Annotated in this window: 20 protein-coding genes; 14 read left to right on the top strand and 6 right to left on the bottom strand. The window is 67.7% G+C overall.

Going from position 1 to position 18489, the window contains the following annotated elements:
* Positions 1 to 196: 196 nt before the first annotated feature.
* Both VI08_RS15695 and VI08_RS15690 read right to left on the bottom strand, forming a co-directional pair.
* Positions 197 to 1519: an ammonium transporter gene (locus VI08_RS15695; protein ID WP_045830554.1), complete on the bottom strand. Its 1323-nt coding sequence runs from the start codon at positions 1517 to 1519 to the stop codon at positions 197 to 199.
* A complete protein-coding gene (locus tag VI08_RS15690; RefSeq protein ID WP_036110894.1) occupies positions 1509 to 1847 on the bottom strand; it encodes a P-II family nitrogen regulator in 339 nt (112 codons plus the stop codon). Before VI08_RS15690 ends, VI08_RS15695 begins: the two co-directional genes overlap by 11 nt.
* Positions 1848 to 2094: 247 nt before the next feature.
* Here VI08_RS15690 and VI08_RS15685 point away from each other — a divergent pair, with 247 nt between their 5' ends.
* The 9 genes from VI08_RS15685 to VI08_RS15645 all read left to right on the top strand — a co-directional run bounded on the left by VI08_RS15685 (position 2095) and on the right by VI08_RS15645 (position 9720).
* Positions 2095 to 2547 carry an SUF system Fe-S cluster assembly regulator gene (locus VI08_RS15685; protein ID WP_045830553.1) on the top strand — a complete coding sequence of 151 codons (453 nt, stop codon included), beginning with the start codon at positions 2095 to 2097 and terminating at the stop codon, positions 2545 to 2547.
* Positions 2548 to 2561: 14 nt separating this feature from the next.
* Positions 2562 to 4022: a Fe-S cluster assembly protein SufB gene (sufB, locus tag VI08_RS15680; RefSeq protein WP_157006852.1), complete on the top strand. Its 1461-nt coding sequence runs from the start codon at positions 2562 to 2564 to the stop codon at positions 4020 to 4022.
* A 3-nt stretch (positions 4023 to 4025) separates the two neighbouring features.
* Positions 4026 to 4433: an ACT domain-containing protein gene (locus tag VI08_RS15675; protein ID WP_052698007.1), complete on the top strand. Its 408-nt coding sequence runs from the start codon at positions 4026 to 4028 to the stop codon at positions 4431 to 4433.
* A gap of 20 nt (positions 4434 to 4453) precedes the next feature.
* Positions 4454 to 5239 carry a Fe-S cluster assembly ATPase SufC gene (gene sufC, locus VI08_RS15670; RefSeq protein WP_045830622.1) on the top strand — a complete coding sequence of 262 codons (786 nt, stop codon included), beginning with the start codon at positions 4454 to 4456 and terminating at the stop codon, positions 5237 to 5239.
* A complete protein-coding gene (sufD, locus tag VI08_RS15665; RefSeq protein ID WP_084621560.1) occupies positions 5236 to 6561 on the top strand; it encodes a Fe-S cluster assembly protein SufD in 1326 nt (441 codons plus the stop codon). Before sufC ends, sufD begins: the two co-directional genes overlap by 4 nt.
* 16 nt (positions 6562 to 6577) lie before the next feature.
* Positions 6578 to 7834, top strand: a complete 1257-nt coding sequence (locus VI08_RS15660; RefSeq protein WP_045830551.1) for an aminotransferase class V-fold PLP-dependent enzyme — start codon at positions 6578 to 6580, stop codon at positions 7832 to 7834.
* A 169-nt stretch (positions 7835 to 8003) separates the two neighbouring features.
* Complete coding sequence (locus VI08_RS15655) at positions 8004 to 8537, top strand: GNAT family N-acetyltransferase (RefSeq protein ID WP_045830550.1); 534 nt, start codon at positions 8004 to 8006, stop codon at positions 8535 to 8537.
* Complete coding sequence (locus tag VI08_RS15650) at positions 8534 to 8848, top strand: non-heme iron oxygenase ferredoxin subunit (protein ID WP_045830549.1); 315 nt, start codon at positions 8534 to 8536, stop codon at positions 8846 to 8848. The genes VI08_RS15655 and VI08_RS15650 overlap by 4 nt, the downstream gene beginning before the upstream one ends.
* A 92-nt stretch (positions 8849 to 8940) precedes the next feature.
* Entirely contained in the window at positions 8941 to 9720 is a 780-nt protein-coding gene (locus VI08_RS15645) for a CPBP family intramembrane glutamic endopeptidase (RefSeq protein ID WP_045830548.1), read from the top strand.
* Positions 9721 to 9733: 13 nt separating this feature from the next.
* On the opposite strand, the gene VI08_RS15640 is transcribed toward VI08_RS15645, so the two are convergent.
* The gene (locus VI08_RS15640; RefSeq protein WP_052698006.1) at positions 9734 to 10498 is read right to left on the bottom strand and encodes a MipA/OmpV family protein; all 765 of its coding nucleotides are present in this window, start codon (positions 10496 to 10498) and stop codon (positions 9734 to 9736) included.
* 132 nt (positions 10499 to 10630) lie between these two features.
* Between VI08_RS15640 and VI08_RS15635 the strand changes: the two genes are divergently transcribed.
* From VI08_RS15635 to VI08_RS15620, 4 genes are read left to right on the top strand one after another with little or no spacing between them, the layout of a single operon-like run.
* Positions 10631 to 11347 (top strand): MtnX-like HAD-IB family phosphatase, encoded by a 717-nt coding sequence (locus VI08_RS15635; RefSeq protein ID WP_045830547.1) that lies wholly within the window; start codon positions 10631 to 10633, stop codon positions 11345 to 11347.
* Positions 11344 to 12747 (top strand): aspartate aminotransferase family protein, encoded by a 1404-nt coding sequence (locus VI08_RS15630; protein WP_045830546.1) that lies wholly within the window; start codon positions 11344 to 11346, stop codon positions 12745 to 12747. Before VI08_RS15635 ends, VI08_RS15630 begins: the two co-directional genes overlap by 4 nt.
* A gap of 20 nt (positions 12748 to 12767) precedes the next feature.
* On the top strand, positions 12768 to 13832 hold the full coding sequence (locus VI08_RS15625; RefSeq protein ID WP_045830545.1) for a GNAT family N-acetyltransferase: 1065 nt from the start codon (positions 12768 to 12770) through the stop codon (positions 13830 to 13832).
* Complete coding sequence (locus tag VI08_RS15620; RefSeq protein WP_045830544.1) at positions 13807 to 14682, top strand: arginase family protein; 876 nt, start codon at positions 13807 to 13809, stop codon at positions 14680 to 14682. Before VI08_RS15625 ends, VI08_RS15620 begins: the two co-directional genes overlap by 26 nt.
* On the opposite strand, the gene VI08_RS15615 is transcribed toward VI08_RS15620, so the two are convergent.
* The 3 genes from VI08_RS15615 to VI08_RS15605 all read right to left on the bottom strand — a co-directional run bounded on the left by VI08_RS15615 (position 14679) and on the right by VI08_RS15605 (position 17504).
* The gene (locus VI08_RS15615) at positions 14679 to 15911 is read right to left on the bottom strand and encodes a beta-ketoacyl-[acyl-carrier-protein] synthase family protein (protein ID WP_084621559.1); all 1233 of its coding nucleotides are present in this window, start codon (positions 15909 to 15911) and stop codon (positions 14679 to 14681) included. The genes VI08_RS15620 and VI08_RS15615 overlap by 4 nt on opposite strands.
* Before the next feature lie 15 nt (positions 15912 to 15926).
* Positions 15927 to 16202, bottom strand: coding sequence for an acyl carrier protein (locus VI08_RS15610; RefSeq protein WP_045830543.1), 276 nt, complete (start codon positions 16200 to 16202; stop codon positions 15927 to 15929).
* A gap of 288 nt (positions 16203 to 16490) precedes the next feature.
* Positions 16491 to 17504, bottom strand: coding sequence for a YeiH family protein (locus VI08_RS15605; protein WP_045830542.1), 1014 nt, complete (start codon positions 17502 to 17504; stop codon positions 16491 to 16493).
* 96 nt (positions 17505 to 17600) lie between these two features.
* Between VI08_RS15605 and VI08_RS15600 the strand changes: the two genes are divergently transcribed.
* Complete coding sequence (locus tag VI08_RS15600; protein WP_045830541.1) at positions 17601 to 18482, top strand: LysR substrate-binding domain-containing protein; 882 nt, start codon at positions 17601 to 17603, stop codon at positions 18480 to 18482.
* Positions 18483 to 18489: the final 7 nt, after the last annotated feature.

The raw sequence follows: 18489 nt of genomic DNA, 5'->3' as shown, positions 1-18489 counted from the left end.
GGTTCTAGGTGGCGGTTTTTGTGCTGTCAAACGTTGGTTAAGCGCGAATGACAATGCTGCGATCGCATTAAACGTGGCCATTCCCAGGTGGGCCAACGCCTACAGGCGTCTGGACGGCCATGTCCGTTTTTCTCATCGCGCAAAACGAAGGCCCGGCTTGCGCCGGGCCTTCGGTAGCAAAACTGTGAGATGAATCTCACGAAAGGTTGTAACCCTTCTCCTCGTGCAGCGCGATGTCCAGGCCGATCTGTTCCTGCTCTTCGTCCACGCGCAGGCCCATCGTCACGGCGATGCCCTTGAAGATCACCCAGCTCAGCACGGCGCTGTACACGACGGTGAAGGCCACGCCCTTGAACTGGATCCACAGCTGCAGGCCCAGGTCGGTGACCGTGCCGAAGCCGCCCAGTGCCGGTGCGGCCAGCGGGCCGGTCAGCAGGGCGCCGAGGATGCCGGCGACGGCGTGCACGCCGAACACATCGAGCGAATCGTCGTAGCCGAGCTTGCGCTTCAGGCGCGTGGCGCAGAAGAAACAAACGATGCCCGCGGCGAGGCCGAGCACCAGCGCGCCACCGGGGCCGCAGGTGCCCGCGGCCGGTGTGATGGCGACGAGGCCGGCCACCGCGCCCGAGGCGATGCCGAGCACGCTGGGCCGGCGGTGCGTAAGCCACTCGACGAAGGTCCAGCCGATGGCCGCCGCGGCCGTCGCGATCTGCGTCACCAGCATGGCCATGCCCGCGCTGCCGTTGGCGGCGACGGCCGAGCCGGCGTTGAAGCCGAACCAGCCCAGCCACAGCATGCTCGCGCCCACTAGCGTGTAGCCGAGGTTGTGCGGCGGCATGGGCGTGGTGGGGTAGCCGCGGCGCTTGCCGATGACAAGGCAACCGACGAGGCCGGCGATGCCCGCGTTGATGTGCACGACCGTGCCGCCGGCGAAGTCGAGCACGCCCAGGTCGCCCAGGAACGAGCCCGGGCCGCTCCACACCATGTGCGCGATGGGCAGGTACACCACGGTGAACCACACGGCGGTGAACACCAGCAGGGCGGAGAACTTCATGCGCTCGGCGATCGCGCCGATGATCAGGGCGGGCGTGATGATGGCGAACGTCATCTGGAACATGACGAACACGGCCTCGGGCACGGTGTTGTAGAGGCTGCCCGGCGTGAGGCCCGCGAGCATGGCGTGGCCGAAGCCGCCGACGAACGCGTGCCAGCCGGTGGTGCCGGCCGCCATGCCTTCGGTGTCGAAGGCGAGCGAGTAGCCGTAGACCACCCACAGCACGGTGACCAGCGCCGTGATGGCGAAGCACTGCATGAGCACGGAGAGCAGGTTCTTCGCCCGCACCATGCCGCCGTAGAACAGGGCGAGGCCGGGGATGGTCATCAGCAGCACCAGCATGGTGGCCGTGAGCATCCAGGCGGTGTCGCCGCTATCGAGCTTGGCGGGTGCGGCGGCCTGGGCGAAGGCGAGGGCGGGGCTGGCGGCCGCGAGCGCGGCGAGGGTGCGGAACTTAGAGCGCATCGCCGTCCACCTCCTGGGTGCGGATGCGGATGGCCTGCTCGAGGTCGATGACGAAGATCTTGCCGTCGCCGATCTTGCCCGTGCGTGCCGCGGTGCTGATGGCCTCGACGGCCCGCTCGAGCTGCTCGTCCGTGACGGCGATTTCGATCTTCAGCTTGGGCAGGAAATCCACGACGTACTCGGCGCCGCGGTAGAGCTCGGTGTGGCCGTGCTGGCGGCCGAAGCCCTTCACCTCGGTCACGGTCATGCCTTGCACGCCGACTTCGGCGAGGGCCTCCCGTACATCGTCCAACGTAAAGGGCTTGATGATCGCGTTGATCCATTTCACTGGGGCGCTTCCTCTGGGTGGACTCAGAGGGGGTAGGGCAGGTTTTGTGCCAGTTTCGTAAAGCGTTAAGAGTCAGTGGGTTAGTTGGGTGATGTGCATGGGATTGCGCCAATGTGGTGCGTGAGTTCCACCCTCGCTGGTGCTATAGGGAGGGGTTTGGCTTACAGGGGATGGCGGGCGCGGATTGCGCGGTGCAGCGGAAAACAGTACCATTTTGGTCCGGTTTCCACGCATCCCCCTCCCCACGATGCTCAGAGTCAGCCGCCTGACCGACTACGCCACCGTGGTGATGACCGTCATCGCCACGCACCCCGCCGACGTTCTGAGCACCGCCCAGATCGCCGACGAGGCGCGCCTGGAATTGCCCACGGTGAGCAAGCTGCTGAAGCTGCTGGGCCATGCCGGCCTGGTGGAGTCGTTCCGCGGCGTCAACGGCGGCTACCGCCTGGCGCGGCCGGCCGAGGCCATCAGCCTCGCCGACATCGTCGAGGCGCTGGAGGGCCCCATCGGCCTCACCGAGTGCAGCATCGCCCAGGGCCATTGCGATCGGCACGCCCAGTGCGGCGTCAGCGGCAGCTGGCAGTCGGTCTCCGGTGCCATCGATGGCGTGCTGCGTGGGATGACCCTTGCACAAATGCTGGCCGGGCGCCCCGCGGCGCCGGCGAAGGGCGCGGCCAACCCCGCGCAGGCAAACGCATGAACGAGAGCGAAAACATGACACGCGAAGTGGCCGCGCCGGTGCGCGATAACGCCGAAGTCGTCGAGGCGCTGAACCGCCGCTACGAAGCCGGCTTCGTCACCGACATCGAATCCACCAGCCTGCCGCCGGGCCTCAACGAGGACATCGTCCGCCAGTTGTCGGCCATCAAGGGCGAGCCGGAGTGGATGACCGAATGGCGCCTTGCCGCGTACCGCCACTGGCTGACCATGCCCGAGCCGGACTGGGCGAAGCTCGACATCGGCCCCATCGATTACCAGTCAGTGAGCTACTACTCCGCGCCCAAGGCCGGCCCGAAGTCGTTGGATGAGGTGGACCCCAAGCTGCTCGAAACCTACGAGAAGCTCGGCGTGCCGCTGCACGAGCGCGCCAAGCTCGCCGGCGTGGCCGTGGATGCCGTGTTCGACTCGGTCTCCGTCGGCACCACGTTCCGCAAGGAACTGGCCGAGGCGGGCGTCATCTTCTGTTCCATGTCCGAAGCCATCCGCGAGCACGGCGACCTGGTGCGCCAGTACCTGGGCAGCGTGGTGCCGGTGGGCGATAACTACTTCGCCGCGCTGAACTCGGCGGTCTTCTCCGATGGCAGCTTCGTCTTCATCCCCAAGGGCGTGCGTTGCCCGATGGAGCTGTCGACGTACTTCCGCATCAACGCCATGAACACCGGGCAGTTCGAGCGCACGCTCATCGTGGCCGAAGACGATAGCCACGTGTCGTACCTCGAGGGCTGCACCGCGCCCATGCGCGACGAGAACCAGCTGCACGCGGCCGTCGTCGAGCTGGTGGCGCTCGACCGCGCGCAGATCAAGTACTCCACCGTGCAGAACTGGTACCCCGGCGACGAGAATGGCGTCGGCGGCATCTACAACTTCGTCACCAAGCGCGGCGATTGCCGCGGCGTGTCGTCGAAGATCAGCTGGACCCAGGTGGAAACCGGCTCGGCCATCACCTGGAAGTACCCCAGCTGCGTGCTGCGCGGCGACCACTCGGTGGGCGAGTTCTACTCGGTGGCGCTCACGCACCACCGCCAGCAGGCCGATACCGGCACCAAGATGATCCACATCGGCAAGGGCACGAAGTCGAAGATCGTGGCCAAGGGCATCAGCGCCGGCCGCAGCTCGAACAGCTACCGTGGCCTAGTGAAGATCGAGAAGGGTGCCGACGGCGCGCGCAACTACACCCAGTGCGATTCGCTGCTCATCGGCAAGAAGTGCGGCGCGCACACCTTCCCGTACATGGAAGTGAAGAACCCCGGCGCCATCGTCGAGCACGAGGCCACCACCTCGAAGATCTCGGACGACCAGCTCTTCTATTGCCTCTCGCGCGGCATCGGCGAGGAAGACGCCGTGTCGATGATCGTCGACGGCTTCTGCAAGCAGGTGTTCCGCGAGCTGCCCATGGAGTTCGCCGTGGAAGCCAAGAAGCTGCTGGAAGTGTCGCTCGAAGGCGCGGTGGGCTAGGCCGTGGGCATCGCCGGTTCCGCCGCGTCCACCTCCGACCTGCGCGCGCTGCTCGCCGCGCTCGACCCGGCCGTCGACCCGGTGCCAAAACGTTTCATCCATGTCTCGCACGAGCGCGCCCGCGAGCGCATGGGCGAGGCGCTCATGATGTTCCGCGAGGACGAGGGCACCACGCTCATCGTCGATGTCACCGAAGACGACCTGAGCGGCGATCGCATGCTGTGGGCTTGCATCACCCTGCGCGTGCAATCCAGCCTTACCGCCGTGGGCATGATGGCCGCCGTTTCCGCCGCCTTCGCCAAGCGCGGCATCCCCTGCAACCCCGTTTCCGCGTTCCTGCACGATCACCTCTTCGTGCCCTGGGACCGCCGTGAAGACGCGCTCGACGCGCTCTCGCACCTCACGCCCTGATGGACAGCACCGCCATGCACATGCTCAAGATCGATAACCTCCACGCCCGCGTCGAAGGCAAGGAGATCCTTAAAGGCCTCTCGCTCACCGTGAACCCGGGCGAGGTGCACGCCATCATGGGCCCGAACGGCGCGGGCAAGTCCACGCTGGGCAACGTGCTCTCCGGCCGCGAAGGCTACGAGGTCACCGAGGGCACCGTCTCGTTCGGCGGGCAGGACCTGCTGGCGCTGGAGCCGGAAGAACGCGCGGCGGTCGGCGTGTTCCTCGCCTTCCAGTACCCGGTGGAAATCCCCGGCGTGAACAACACCTACTTCCTGCGTGCCGCGCTCAACGCGCAGCGGAAGTTCCGCGGCGAGGACGAGCTCGATTCCATGCGCTTCCTCAAGCTGGTGCGCGAGAAGCTGAAGATCATGCAGATCAGCGACGAGCTGCTGCACCGCGCGGTCAACGAAGGCTTCTCGGGCGGCGAGAAGAAGCGCAATGAAATTTTCCAGATGGCCGTGCTCGAGCCGAAGCTCGCCATCCTGGACGAAACCGATTCCGGCCTCGACATCGATGCGCTGAAGCAGGTGGCCGAGGGCGTCAACGCCCTGCGTTCGCCGGCGCGCTCGTTCCTCGTCGTCACGCATTACCAGCGCCTGCTCGACTACATCGAGCCCGATTTCGTCCACGTGCTGGCCGGTGGCCGCATCGTCGAGAGTGGTGACAAGAACCTCGCGCTGAAGCTCGAAGCCGAAGGCTACGCGTGGCTCGCCGACAAGCACCCGCACCTGCGCAAGGCCGACCTGGCCGGGGAAGCCGCATGACCAGCGCGCCGTCCCCGTTCGTGCGGGCGGCGCTGGATGCCGCCGCCGGCGTGCCCGCCACGGGCATCGCGTGGCTCGACGCCGCGCGCCGCGAGAACCTCGAGGCCTTCGCTGAAACCGGCCTGCCGGAAGGCCGCAACGAGGCGTGGAAATACACCCCGCTGCGCGCGCTCTCGCAGCGCGCGCTCGCGCTGGCCGATGCCGCCATGGCCGCAGGCGCCGACGTGCCGGGCGCGCTGTTTGCGCTGCCAGGCGTCGACGGTGGCCGTGCCGTCTTCGTCGATGGCGTGTTCCGCGCGGATCTTTCCTCGCTCGATGCCGGCACCGGTGTCGAGCTGGCGCCGCTGGCCGTGGCGCTGGCCGCGCAGCCAGAGCCGCTGCGCTTCGCCCTGGCCAACCGCTACCGCCGCGGTGCCGCCGATGCGTTCGCGCACCTCAACGCCGCGCTCGCCACCGATGGCGTGGTGCTGCGCGTGGCGGATAACGCGAAGGTCGCGAAGCCGCTGCAGATCGTCCATGTGACGAGTGGTGCGCAGGCCGATACGGCATGGCATGCCCGTGTTCTCGTGGAAGTGGGTAAGGGCGCCTCGGTCGATATCGTCGAACACTTCGTGTCGGCGGGAGCCGCCACGCAGCTGGGCACCGTCGTCGCCGACTACACCGTGCGCGAAGGCGCCACGCTGGGCCTCGCCATCCTGCAGGATGCCTCGCCCGCTACCACGCTCATCCGCCGTGGCCAGGTGCGGCTCGACGCCGATGCCCAGGCGACCGTGCATGCCCTGGAACTGGGCGGTGCGCTGGTGCGCCACGAACTGACCGCGGAAGTGGTGGGCGACCGTGCCCGCTTCGATACCCGCGGCGTATTCGCCCTCGCCGGCCGCCAGCACCTCGATACCCAGCTGGAAGTGCACCACAAGGCGCGCGATACCGCCTCCGATGCCTTGTGGCGCGGTATCGCGGACGGCCGCTCGCGCGGCGTGTTCCGTGGTGCCATCGTCGTCGCCGAAGGTGCCGACGGCACCGATGCCTCGCTGAGCAACAAGAACCTGCTGCTCTCCGGCTCGGCCGAGATCGATACGAAACCCGAGCTCGAGATCTACGCCGATGAGGTGAAGGCCGCGCACGGCGCCACCATCGGCCAGCTCGACGAACGCTCGCTGTTCTACCTGCGCTCGCGCGGCATTCCCCTGGTGGAAGCGCGCAGCCTCCTCACGCTGGCCTTCTGCCGCGCGGCGCTCGAGTCGCTGCCCAACGAGGCCCTGCGCGAACACCTGGGTGATCTGCTGGTGGCGCGCCTGCCGGCCAGCACCGCCGCCGAATAACGTCCGGAGCCAAGCCATGAACGCCAGGGCCGAGACCGCCCCCCTCCCGCTCGACGTCGAGCGCATCCGCGCCGATTTCCCGCTGCTCTCGCGCACCGTGCACGGCAAGCCGCTGGTGTATTTCGACAGCGCCAACACCTCGCAGAAGCCGCTGTCGGTCATCGAGGCGGTGGATCGCCACTACCGCGAACACAATGCCAACGTGGCGCGCGCGGTGCACACGCTTGGCGAGGAAGCCACGGCCGCCTATGAGGGCGCGCGCGACGCGCTGGCGCGTTTCATCAACGCGCCTTCGCGCGATGAAGTGATCCTCACCTCGGGCACCACCCAGGCCATCAACCTCGTGGCGTACAGCTATGCGCTGCCGCGCCTGAAGCCCGGCGACGCCATCGTCACCACCGTGATGGAGCACCACGCCAACATCGTGCCGTGGCAGCTCGTGGCCGAGCGCACCGGCGCCACGGTGAAGGCCGCGCCGATCGACGCGAACGGCGAGCTTATCCTCGAGGAGTACTTCAAGCTGCTGACGCCGGAGGTGAAGCTGGCCTGCGTGGGCCATGTTTCGAACGTGCTCGGCACCGTGAACCCCGTGCGCGAGATCGCCCGCGAGTGCCGCAAGCGTGGCATCCCGCTGCTGGTCGACGGCTCGCAGGCCGCGCCGCACCGCCGGGTGGACGTGCAGGCCCTGGGTTGCGATTTCTACGCCGTCACCGGCCACAAGATGCTGGCGCCCACCGGCACCGGCGCGCTGTGGGCGAAGCGCGAGCACCTCATGGCCATGCCGCCGTTCTTCGGCGGCGGCGAGATGATCCGCGAGGTGCGCTTCGAAGGCACCGTGTTCGCCGACCCGCCGCACCGCTTCGAGGCGGGCACGCCGAACATCGCGGGCTTCGCCGGTGTCACGGCCGCCATCGACTACCTCGAGGGCATCGGCTTCGACCGCCTGAAGGCCCACGAACAGGACCTGCTCGCCTACGCCACCGACGCCATCGCGGCCCTGCCGGGCGTGCGGATCTTCGGCCAGGCGAAAGAGAAGGAGCCGGTGGTGTCATTCCTGCTCGAGGGTGCCCACGCTGCCCACGCTAACGACATGGCCACGCTGCTCGACCTGCAGGGCGTCGCCGTGCGCTCGGGCCACCACTGCGCCCACCCGCTGATGCAGTTCTTCGGCGTGCCGGCCACCCTACGCGCCTCGCTGGCCTTCTACAACACGAAGGCCGAGGTGGATGAATTCATCGCGGCGATCGGGCGGGTGCGTAAACTGCTGCTTTGAGGCAGCCCCATCGCGCGCAAGCGCGCTCCCACAAAGGGTCCACCCTTCCCTGTGGAGCACACCTCCCTGTGGGACATCCCTTCCTGTGGGACATCCCTTCCTTTGGGACATCCCTTGCTGTGGGAGCGCGCTTGCGCGCGATGCTTTCAGCGGGCTTAGAATTCTCCCCATGACCCCGACACACACCTTCCGCGCCGCCACCCCCGCCGATGCCGCGACCATCGCCGCGCTGGTGGAATCCGCCTACCGCGGCGACGCCAGCCGCGCCGGCTGGACCACCGAGGCCGATTTCCTCCACGGCCGCCGCACCGACATCACCGAGATCGAAGAACTGCTGACGGGCCCTAACGGGCGTTTCGTGCTGTTCGAGCGCGATGGCGTGGTGGCGGCGTCGTGCTACATCGAGCGCCAGGACGGGGTCTGCTACTTCGGCATGTTCTCGGTGCACCCGCCGTTCCAGGGCACGGGCATCGGCCGCCTCGTCATCGAGGAAGTGGAGCGCATCGCCGTGCAGGAGTGGCAGTGCCAGCGCATCGAGATGACGGTGATCGACATCCGGGCCGAGCTCATCGCGTGGTACGAGCGCCGCGGCTACGTCCGCACCGGCCGCACCAAGCCCTTCCCGTATGGCGACGAGCGCTTCGGCCTGCCCCAGCGCGACGACCTCCGCTTCGAGTACCTGGTGAAGGAGCTCGGCGCATGAGCGACTGGGTGAAAGTGGGCACGCGCAGCGAGCTGCTGCCCGGCGAGTTCCGCGTGGCCTGGGATGGCGATACCGCCATCGCGGTCTACAACATCGACGGCGAGCTCCATGCCATCGAAGACGTGTGCACCCATGATGGCGGCGAGCTGGCGGGCGGCCCGGTCATCGGCCACGAGGTGGAGTGCGTCCGCCACGGCGCCCGTTTCGACCTGCGCACGGGCGGGGTCACCTGCCCGCCGGCCTACGAGCCGGTGGCGGTCTTCCCCGTGAAGGAAGAGGGCGGCTTCATCTGGACCCGCGACGACCGTTGAGCCGGTTGTCTCGCTTCGGTTGCGCCTGGCCTATGGCGTCCGGGCCGGCGCGGCCCTAAGCTGGGCCCCGCACCACCGTTCCCGGGGAATCCATGCCTGCCGTCGACCGCAAGCGCGTCGTCATCGCGTTCGCCTTCCTGTTTGCCCTGTACAGCGCGGCGGAAGGCATCGGCGTGCGCGTTTTCCACAGCATGGGGGTGGCTGCGCTGTTCCTCGTGGCGATGCTCGCGCTGGCATGGCCCATCGGCCGCTGGCTGGGTTTCCGTGGCTACGACGCCTACGCGCTGGAGTGGCGCCGAAGCACGCCGCTGCGGGTATCCGGCGGCCTCGTGCTGGCACTGCTGCTGAAGTACGTGGCGGTATGCGTCGGCATGGCCCTGGGGGTGTACCTTGCCCGGCCGCCCGAGACGGCCGCCGCGGCGGCCATGTCGTTCGCGTACACGCTGCCGCTGGCGCTGGTCGTGACCTTCCTGCCATCGCTTTCCGAAGACCTGCTCACGCGGGGCTTCATTTACCGCGCGAAGCGATCGCCCTGGGCCCCATGGGCCTTCGTGCTGGTATCGGCGCTGGCCTACCTGCTCAACCACGTCTTCCACCTGCCGGGTGGCCCCGCCGAGGCCCTCATGCTGCTGTGCTTCGGGCTGGCCTACGCCACCGCCGTGGTTCGCACCGGCAACCTCTGGCTGGCGGTGGGCCTGCACTGGGGCTGGAACCTGGCGAACCGGCTCATCGACACCGTGCTGCCCTATGACGTCGCGCTACCCGTGTGGGCCTCGCTTCTGTCTGGCGTGGCGCACATCGTCATGCTGGGCGTGCTGTTCGCGATCCCCACGCATCTTGAAGGCGACGACCTGCATCCCGACCTGGCGTGATGCCGCGGGCGCCCTAGAAGTGGACCACGAACGCCAGCGTGGTGGTCGGCTGGCGGCGTGAGCCGAATTCGCGCACGAGCGGGCTGCCTGCCGCGTTGCCATACAGCCGCGCGTACGAAAGCGCCAACGCGAAACCGGTATGCAACGACGTCGGCACGAAAGCGTCATATTCGAGGTTGGCGGAATGCCAGCCGGCGCCGGGCTGGTACGGCGCCGTGCCGATGGCCTGCGCCTCGGCCGGCGTGACGCCGAAGAACCGGTCCATGCCCGCGCCGTTCATGCCTTCCACCTGCAGTTCCAGCGAGTGCTGGATGTACCACACGTCGGGTAGCTTCCAGTCGGCATACAGCGCGGCATACGCGCCCGCGCCAGCGGTGTCGTGCGCGAGGTGGCCGCCAAGGCTGAAACGCTCGTTGAACGCGTACTCGAGGTAACCACCGCCCTGCCAGCGCGGCGAAAGCGACGCCACCTTGCCGCCAAGGCGCGGCCCGAGTTCATCATGCGTGCGGCCCCACAACCAGTTTCCGTAGAAACCACCGTGCCAGTGCGCGCCACCGATGACATCGAGCGTCAGGCCATCGGTGGTGGAAAGCTCGCCCACGCCTGGCAGCTCGATGTCGATGTAGGGCACCGGCTGGTTGCGCGTGTTTTTCGAACCCTGCCACCCTGGCATGCGCTGCACGCCCGCGCCGAACGCATAGGTGGGGGTATCGTCTTCGGCATGCGCGGCGTGGCAAAGGGCGAGCGCGATGGGCAGGGCGAGGCATGTGCGGCGCATGCGTAATCGTGACGAAGATGGGTACGTCAGCCTGCCACAAAGTGCTTACAAACGCCTTTCGTAAAAGGGAAAGGGGCTCGAAAGGATGTGCGCCTAGCCTTCGCGGCAACCTGACGAACGGCTGCTTGGCCCGTGCATACAACGCCCGCCTGGAACATCCTCTGCGACTTCGACGGCACCATCGCCGTGGAGGACGTCATCGACTCGCTGCTCGACCGCCATGGCCGCCCCGGTTGGGAAGTGCTGGAGCGCGACTGGCGAGCGGGCCGCATCGGTTCGGCCGTGTGCATGGCAGGCCAGGTGGCGTTGCTCGACATGAGCCGCGACGAACTCGCGACGCACCTGGGTCGCCTGCACATCGACCACGGCTTCGCCGATTTCGTGAGGGCGACGATCGAGCAGGGCATACCGCTTGAAATCGTGAGCGATGGCCTTGACCACGCCATCCACGCCATCCTCGCCAACCACGGCATCGACACGCTGCCCACGGTGGCGAACCACCTCGAGCAGGCCGGCCCGCGCCAGTGGAAACTCACCTCGCCGTTCAGTGCACGTGGCTGCCGCAGCGGCACCTGCAAGTGCGCGCGCGTGGACGTGGCCCGGCAGCGTGGTGGCAAGACGCTGCTCATTGGCGATGGCGCCTCCGATTTCTGCGCCGCCGATCGCGTCGACTTCGTGTTCGCGAAGAACCGCCTTATAGAACACTGCCGCGCCGCCGGCATCCCGTATGCGCCGATCGCCAGCTTCGACGAAGCGCTGGCGCTGCTGCCCGAACTGCTCGCCGGCGGCCTGCCGCCGAGGACTGTCCTGCCCACTACCGTGCCGAACACCGTGGAAACGCCCGCATGAACCTGAAATCCCTTTCCCCCGATATCGTCATCGACGACGCGGCGCTGCTGGCCGATGAAGCGAAGTACTGCTCGTTCGGCGATACCGTGCACTACGTCGACCCGCCGAAGATCTTCCGCCACGCGGAGGGAAGCTATATCTACGACAGCGAGAACATCCCGTTCCTCGACCTGCAGATGTGGTACTCGGCCGTCAACTTCGGTTACGGCAACAAACGCCTCAACGACCGGCTCAAGGCGCAGATCGACCTGCTGCCGCAGGTGGCCAGCCAGTACCTGCACCAGGGCAAGATCGAGCTCGCCAAGACCATCGCCGTCGACGCGAAGAAGAAGTTCGGCCTCGATGGCCGCTGCCACTTCAACGTGGGCGGCGCGCAGGCCGTGGAAGACTCGCTCAAGCTGGTGCGCAACGCGCGCGGCGGCAAGAGCCTCATGTTCGCTTTCGAGGGCGGGTACCACGGCCGCACGCTGGGCGCATCGTCCATCACCTCGAGCTATCGTTATCGCCGCCGCTTCGGCCACTTTGGCGAGCGTGCGCAGTTCATCCCGTTCCCTTACCCGTTCCGCCGCCCGAAGGGCATGACGCCGGAGGAATACTCCGACGCGTGCGTGCGCCAGTTCGAGCGCCTGTTCGAAACCGAATACAACGGCGTGTGGGATCCGAAAGTGGGCGAGGCCGAGTACGCCGCGTTCTATGTCGAGCCCATCCAGGGCACGGGCGGTTACGTCATCCCGCCGAAGAACTTCTTCATCGACCTCAAGAAGGTGCTCGACAAGTACGGCATCCTCATGGTCGTGGACGAGATCCAGATGGGCTTCTGGCGCACCGGCAAGCTCTGGTCGATCGAGCACTTCGGCGTCACGCCCGATGTCCTCGTGTTCGGCAAGGCGCTTACCAACGGCCTGAACCCGTTATCGGGCATCTGGGCGCGCGAAGAGCTGATCAACCCCACGGTGTTCCCGCCTGGCTCCACGCACAGCACGTTCAACTCAAACCCCCTGGGCACCGCCCTTGGCCTGGAAGTCATCCAGATGGGTTACGAGCTGGATTATGAAACCCGGGTGGCCGAGAAGGGCAGGCACTTCCTTGACGGCCTGCGCGACCTGCAGAAGCGGCACAAGGAAATCGGTGATGTCGATGGCCTTGGCCTCGCCCTGCGCGCCGAGATCTGCACCGACGATGGTTTCACGCCGAACAAGGCGCTGCTTGATCGCATGGTCGACATCGGCCTGGCCGGCGGCCTGACTCACGAAGGCAAGAAGATCGGTCTCGTGCTTGATGTGGGCGGCTGGTACAAGAACGTGATCACGTTCGCGCCGTCGCTCGACATCAGCCACGACGAAATCGACCTGGCCATCGCGTTGCTCGACCAGCTGCTTACGCTGGCCAAGCGCGGCTGACAAACCGGGTTGGCCTGCCGGTGGCGTTCGTGAACCAGCTCGAGCCGGATGCGCTGCTCGGGCATTTCGAGCGCCATCCACCCCACGGGTTCACCCCAGCCCGGGCGGTGGATGGTGCTCCGCTTTTCACCACGCGTTTCGATGTGCTCACGACGGCGGACGAAGGCCTGCGCCGCCGCGTGGCCGCCTTGCCCTTCCAGGCCCTGTTGAAGCGGCTGCTGGGCGTGCGCACGTGCTTCGCGGGCACCACGGTGTCGGAGTACGCACTGTTCCATGGTGGCAGCCAGCCCGCGAAAGTGGCCGCCGACTGGGCCCGCTGCCACGGGCGCACGCAGCCGTTGTTCATCGTCAAAGACCTTGCCGTCGACTCGCCGCTTACCTCGGCCGTGGAACGGGCGTGGACGCGGCGGTTCATGGACGCGGCGCGCGAGCATGGCTATGTCATCGTCGAAGGCCAGGCCCTGGCGTACGTGGCCATCGATTTCGCGTCCATCGACGAGTACCTGTCGCGGCTCTCGCACTCGCGCCGGAAGAACCTGCGACGCAAGTTGCGCAGCCGTGCGCGGCTGGAGATCGCCACTGTGCGCACCGGCGAGGCGTTCGCCAGCGATGCCGTCGTCGATGCGTTCTATGCCCTTTTCGAGAACGTGCATGCGCAGGGCGAGGTGCAGTTCGACAAGCTTTCCCGCGCGTTTTTCGCGGCCGCCCTGCGTGAACCTGGCGGGGTGGTTTTTACCTACCGGCACGCGGGCCAGCTCGTCGGCTGGAACCTGTGCTACGAGCATGGCGGCAAGCTGCTCGACAAGTACGTGGGCTTTGCCTATCCGCAAGCGCGCGAGCTCGACCTGTACTTCGTCAGCTGGTTCGTGAACCTGGAATACGCCCTGGCGCGCCAGCTCACGCACTACGTCGCTGGCTGGACCGATCCAGCGGTGAAGGCGAGCCTGGGCGCATCGTTCCACCTGACGCGCCATGCCGTCTACCTACGCAACCCCGTGCTGCGCGCCGTGCTCTCGCGGTTCGCTCGCCATTTCGAAGCCGACAGCGAATGGGCCGCCCATGACGCCGCAACCCATCGTCCTTGATTTCGACGGCTCCGTCGGCCCCGTTCCCGGGCGGCTGGTGTTGCCGCTGCGCGCCTACGAGGAGCGCATCCGCTTCGGCTGTTCGCTGGGCAAGCTGCGCCGGCTGGCCTACATGCTCGATGCCTCGCTGCCGCGCGAGCACGGCACGGTGTTCCTCGGCAGTGGCGATTTCCACCACCTCACGTGGCCGCTCGTCGAGCGCGTGCCGGGCAGGCAGGCGTTCCAGGTGGTGGTGCTCGACAACCACCCCGACAACATGCGCTTCCCGTTCGGCGTGCACTGCGGCTCGTGGGTGCGGCGCGTGGCCATGCTCCCGCGCGTCAGCCATGTGCATGTCATCGGCATCACGTCCGCGGACATCGGCCGCGGGCATGCCTGGGAAAACTACCTGGCGCCGCTGCGGGCCGGCAAGCTCACGTACTGGTCGAATGGCGTGGATACGTCATGGGCCTCGAAGATCGGCCTGCAGGGTGCGTTCCGTTCCTTCAGCGATACGCATGCCATGGTCGATGCTTTCGTCGATGCGCAGACACGCGCGGGCCAGCCGGTGTACCTCTCCATCGACAAGGATGCCTACGCGCCCGACGTGGCCATGACCAACTGGGACCAGGGCACGCTGACCGAGGCCGGTGGCCTCGCCATCCTGCGTAGCCTGCGCGGCCGCATCATGGGCAGTGATATCACCGGCGATATTTCGCGCTACACCTACCGTAGCTGGTGGAAGCGCAAGCTCAGCGCGATGGACGAGCAACCCGAGGTCGATGCCGGCAAACTGGCCGGCTGGCAGGCACAGCAGCATGCGCTGAACCTGCGGCTGCTCGACGCCATCCATGGTGGCAGCGCCGCTTAGGCGCGCCGCACGGCCAGCACGGCGTTCAGGCCACCGAACGCGAAGGAGTTCGAGAGGGCGGCGCGGACGGCCATGCGCCGGGCGCCGCCTGTCACGATGTCGAGATCGCAGGCCCCGTCGCGGTCGAGGAAGTTGGCGGTGGGCGGCACGATGCCGTCGCGCAGCGCGCCCAGGGTAGCGACAAGCTCAAGGGCACCGGCGGCGCCGAGGGCGTGCCCGTGCATGGATTTGGTGGAGGTCACGGCGATGCGCGCCGCGTGGGTGCCAAAGGCGTCATGGATGGCGCGTGTTTCCGTCACGTCGTTGGCCACCGTGCCCGTGCCGTGGGCATTGATGTGGTCGACATCGCTGGGGCGCATGCCGGCGTCGGCCAGCGCGGCCCGCATCGCCGCCGCGGAACCATCGGCCGACGGCGCGACGATATCGCCCGCGTCGGAGCTCATGCCGATGCCGGCGAGCTCAGCCAGCGGCGTGGCCCCGCGTGCCGCGGCATGCGTGGCCGATTCGAGCACGAACATGCCGGCGCCTTCGCCCAGCACCAGGCCCTTGCGTTGCGCACAGAACGGCCGGCACGTGTCGTCGGCCAGCACGCGCATCGCTTCCCACGCGCGCAGCACGCTGTAGCTCATGGACGCCTCCGCGCCGCCGGTGACGGCCACGTCGACGACACCGGCGCGAAGCAGGAGCACGGCCTGCGCGATCGCATGGTTCGATGATGCACAAGCGCTGGTCACCGCGAACACCGGGCCCATGGCATGGCATGCCGATGCGACATGGCTGGCGGGCGCGCTGGCCATCGCCCGCACGATACTGAAAGGGTGCACGCGCGCGGCGCCCTCCGCATAGAGCTTGCGGCATTCGTCGTCGCGGCTTGTCTCGCCGCCAATGCCCGTCCCGATGATCACGGCGATGCGTGGGCCGGGCGTTGTCTCGGGGTCCCATCCGGCCGCCGTGACCGCTTCGCGCGCCGCTAGCAGGGCGAACTGCGAGACGCGATCCAGCAAGGGCAGCGTGCGGTCGTCGACATGCCGCGCCGGTTCAAAGGCGCGCACCTGTGCGGCAATCTTTACCCGCAGCTCGGCGGCCCGTGGGTGGTCCAGGGCCGCGATGCCGCTTTGGCCTGCCAGCAGCGCTCGCCAGTGGGCATGGGCGTCGTGGCCAAGGGCGCTGATGGCGCCCATGCCTGTGACCACCACGCGGGGCATGGCCGTGCGGTCGACGGCGTGCATGGCGCCGTGGCGTGGTCAGGCGGCCCGGGCGGGGCCGGCCGCGTGCCCTGCATGGGCCAGGGCGATGTGGACGGCGTCCACGAGGCCCTGCAGCGTCTCGGTGCCATCGCGGGCCTGGTCGTCCGCGAGCTGGACCCCAAACGCTTCCTCGATCTCGAACACCATCTCGATGGCTTCGAGCGAGTCGACGCCGAGGTCTTTCAGGGTGGTCTCGGTGGTAACGGCGGCGCGGTCTTTTCCGCTCTGCCTGGCGACGATATCCAGCACCCGCGATTCAACGTCATCGTTCATGGCGGCCTCCCAGTCGCGACGGGCCCGGCGCCGGGAGGTGCCACGACAGCCCGCGGTATCACTCTAGGCCGGCTGCCTTTGGCGGGGCTTTCATGTGCCCGGAGGTCGCCCCGCCGTGGACAGTGCGATAGCTCGCGCTGCCAGGGTCGTGGCTTCGGTATCGCTTCCCAACACAAAGAGCTTCGGTTGGGCGATGACCTCACGCAGGAATCCATCGCCGGAAGCGAGCTTCGCGTGGAATTCGGCGTGGTTGTATAGGCTTGGGTTGATCTCTCGCACGCTACACCATCACCACCGCCCGATCAGGTGCTGCACCAGCAGGCTCACGAGTGCCACGGCCGCCCAAGTGCCCAGGCCCAGCAGGATGGGGCGGGGGCCGGTCTTCGCCATGCGGCGCAGGTCGGCCGAGAGGCCGATGGCGGTGAGGGCCACGATGATCAGGCACTCGGCGATGAAATGGATGGCGGGCAGGATCGCTTCGGGGACAAGGCCGGCGGTGCGGATGCCCGAGGCCACGAGGAACCACAGGATGAACCAGGGGAAGATCTTCGCCAGGCTGAAATCGCTGGCCCCGCTGCGCTTCTCGCGATACGCGACGATGAAGGCGATGGCCAGGCTGATGGGGATGATGAGCGTGGCGCGGGTGAGTTTCACGATGGTGGCGTAGTCGCCCGCCGCATGGCTGTAGCTGTAGCCCGCGGCCACCACCGACGAGGTGTCGTTGATCGCCGTGCCGGCCCACAGGCCGAAGCCGAGGTCGGAGAGGCCCATCCAGTGCCCGAGCACCGGGAACAGCAGCACGGCGAGCAGGTTGAACAGGAAGATGGTGCTGATGGCGAAGGCGGTGTCGTGGTCGTCGGGCTTGATGATGGGCACCACGGCGGCGATGGCCGAGCCGCCGCAGATGGCGGTGCCGACGCCGATGAGCACCTGCAGTTTGTCGTGCACGCGCAGCACGCGGCCGAGGATCCACGCGGTGAGGCCGGCGGCGGCCACGGTGGCGAGGGTCACCGAGAGCGACTCAAGGCCGGTCTTCGCCACCTGCGTGAGGCTGAGGCCGAAGCCCAGCGCGATGATCGACCACTGCAGCACCTGCTTGCTGGCGTAGCGCAGGCCCGGCTGGAACGTGGCCGACGGCGCGGCGAAGTGGCGGACAAGGATGCCCAGCACGATGCCGCACACCGCGCCGCCCACCAGCGGCATGAGGCGGCCGAGGCCGAACGCCACGGCGGCGACGGCGAACGCCAGCAGCATGCCGGGGAGGCGGGATTCGGGGGCGGGTGCGGCGGCGACGGCAGGCATGGGGGCTTGGCCTTGGGTTTCTGAATGCAGCTATTTTCCGCTGCCGTCGTCAATAAGGATATTGAAAATGCTTGATGGCATGCATAAGGTCTACTTATGCATAACTTCAGCCCCCGCCAGCTCGCTGTGTTCGTCGACATCGCCACGACCGGCAGCGTGCGCGCCGCCAGCGAGCGGCTGTACCTGAGCCAGCCAGCCGCCTCGATGGCGCTGGCGGAGCTCGAGCGCCAGATCGGCGAGCCGCTGTTCGACAGGGAGCGCGGGCGCCTGCGCCTCAACGACCGTGGCCGCGACCTGCTGCCCCTGGCGCGCGAGCTGGTGGAGCGGCATGCGGAGTTCGGGCGCCGGGCGACAGGCGCGGTGACGGCCTTGGGCGGCGAACTGCGGGTGGGGGCGAGCAACACGGTCGGCAACTACCTCGTCGGCGACCTCGTCGGGCCGTTCGTGGACGCGCACCCCTCGGTGGCGTTGCGGCTCACGGTGGCCAACACCGATCGCATCGCGCAGGGGGTGCTCGACCATGACGTGGATATCGGCTGCGTCGAGGGCCCCGTCGCACACCCCATGCTGGAGGCGCGGCCGTGGCGCGAGGATCGGCTGGTGGTGTGCGCGCGGCCCGGGCATCCGCTCGCCCGCCGCAAGCGGTTGAAGCCTGGCGACTTCGCCGGGGAGCGGTGGGTGTTGCGCGAGCGCGGGTCGGCCACCCGTGCCTTGAGCGAGCGCGCGCTGGCGGCGCTGCCCGCGGGGCGGACGGTGCTGGAGCTGGATCAGTCGGAGGCGATCAAGCAGGCGGTGATCGCGGGGCTGGGCATCGCGTGCCTGCCTGAGGTGGCGGTGGCGGATGCCGTCGCCACCGGGCGGCTGGCGGTGCTGGTGACGCCGTTCCTCGATCTCAGGCGGGGGCTTTCCGTCTTGTTGCACAGGCAGCGGTATCGGGGGGCTGTGCTGGAGGCGTTCTTGGGGGCTTTGGGGGAGTAGGAGGGTA

Source organism: Luteibacter yeojuensis (assembly GCF_000964085.1).
GTDB lineage: Bacteria > Pseudomonadota > Gammaproteobacteria > Xanthomonadales > Rhodanobacteraceae > Luteibacter > Luteibacter yeojuensis_A.
Note: the sequence above shows the minus strand (reverse complement) of the source record. Positions and strands in the feature narration are given on the sequence as shown.

Bases quoted from the DNA above. Each gene is read 5' to 3' on its own strand.
- VI08_RS15695 (WP_045830554.1), bottom strand. From the start codon at position 1,519: ATGCGCTCTAAGTTCCGCACCCTCGCCGCGCTCGCGGCCGCCAGCCCC.
- VI08_RS15685 (WP_045830553.1), top strand. From the start codon at position 2,095: ATGCTCAGAGTCAGCCGCCTGACCGACTACGCCACCGTGGTGATGACC.
- sufB (WP_157006852.1), top strand. From the start codon at position 2,562: ATGACACGCGAAGTGGCCGCGCCGGTGCGCGATAACGCCGAAGTCGTC.
- sufC (WP_045830622.1), top strand. From the start codon at position 4,454: ATGCTCAAGATCGATAACCTCCACGCCCGCGTCGAAGGCAAGGAGATC.
- sufD (WP_084621560.1), top strand. From the start codon at position 5,236: ATGACCAGCGCGCCGTCCCCGTTCGTGCGGGCGGCGCTGGATGCCGCC.
- VI08_RS15660 (WP_045830551.1), top strand. From the start codon at position 6,578: ATGAACGCCAGGGCCGAGACCGCCCCCCTCCCGCTCGACGTCGAGCGC.
- VI08_RS15655 (WP_045830550.1), top strand. From the start codon at position 8,004: ATGACCCCGACACACACCTTCCGCGCCGCCACCCCCGCCGATGCCGCG.
- VI08_RS15650 (WP_045830549.1), top strand. From the start codon at position 8,534: ATGAGCGACTGGGTGAAAGTGGGCACGCGCAGCGAGCTGCTGCCCGGC.
- VI08_RS15645 (WP_045830548.1), top strand. From the start codon at position 8,941: ATGCCTGCCGTCGACCGCAAGCGCGTCGTCATCGCGTTCGCCTTCCTG.
- VI08_RS15640 (WP_052698006.1), bottom strand. From the start codon at position 10,498: ATGCGCCGCACATGCCTCGCCCTGCCCATCGCGCTCGCCCTTTGCCAC.
- VI08_RS15630 (WP_045830546.1), top strand. From the start codon at position 11,344: ATGAACCTGAAATCCCTTTCCCCCGATATCGTCATCGACGACGCGGCG.
- VI08_RS15620 (WP_045830544.1), top strand. From the start codon at position 13,807: ATGACGCCGCAACCCATCGTCCTTGATTTCGACGGCTCCGTCGGCCCC.
- VI08_RS15615 (WP_084621559.1), bottom strand. From the start codon at position 15,911: ATGCACGCCGTCGACCGCACGGCCATGCCCCGCGTGGTGGTCACAGGC.
- VI08_RS15610 (WP_045830543.1), bottom strand. From the start codon at position 16,202: ATGAACGATGACGTTGAATCGCGGGTGCTGGATATCGTCGCCAGGCAG.
- VI08_RS15605 (WP_045830542.1), bottom strand. From the start codon at position 17,504: ATGCCTGCCGTCGCCGCCGCACCCGCCCCCGAATCCCGCCTCCCCGGC.
- VI08_RS15600 (WP_045830541.1), top strand. From the start codon at position 17,601: ATGCATAACTTCAGCCCCCGCCAGCTCGCTGTGTTCGTCGACATCGCC.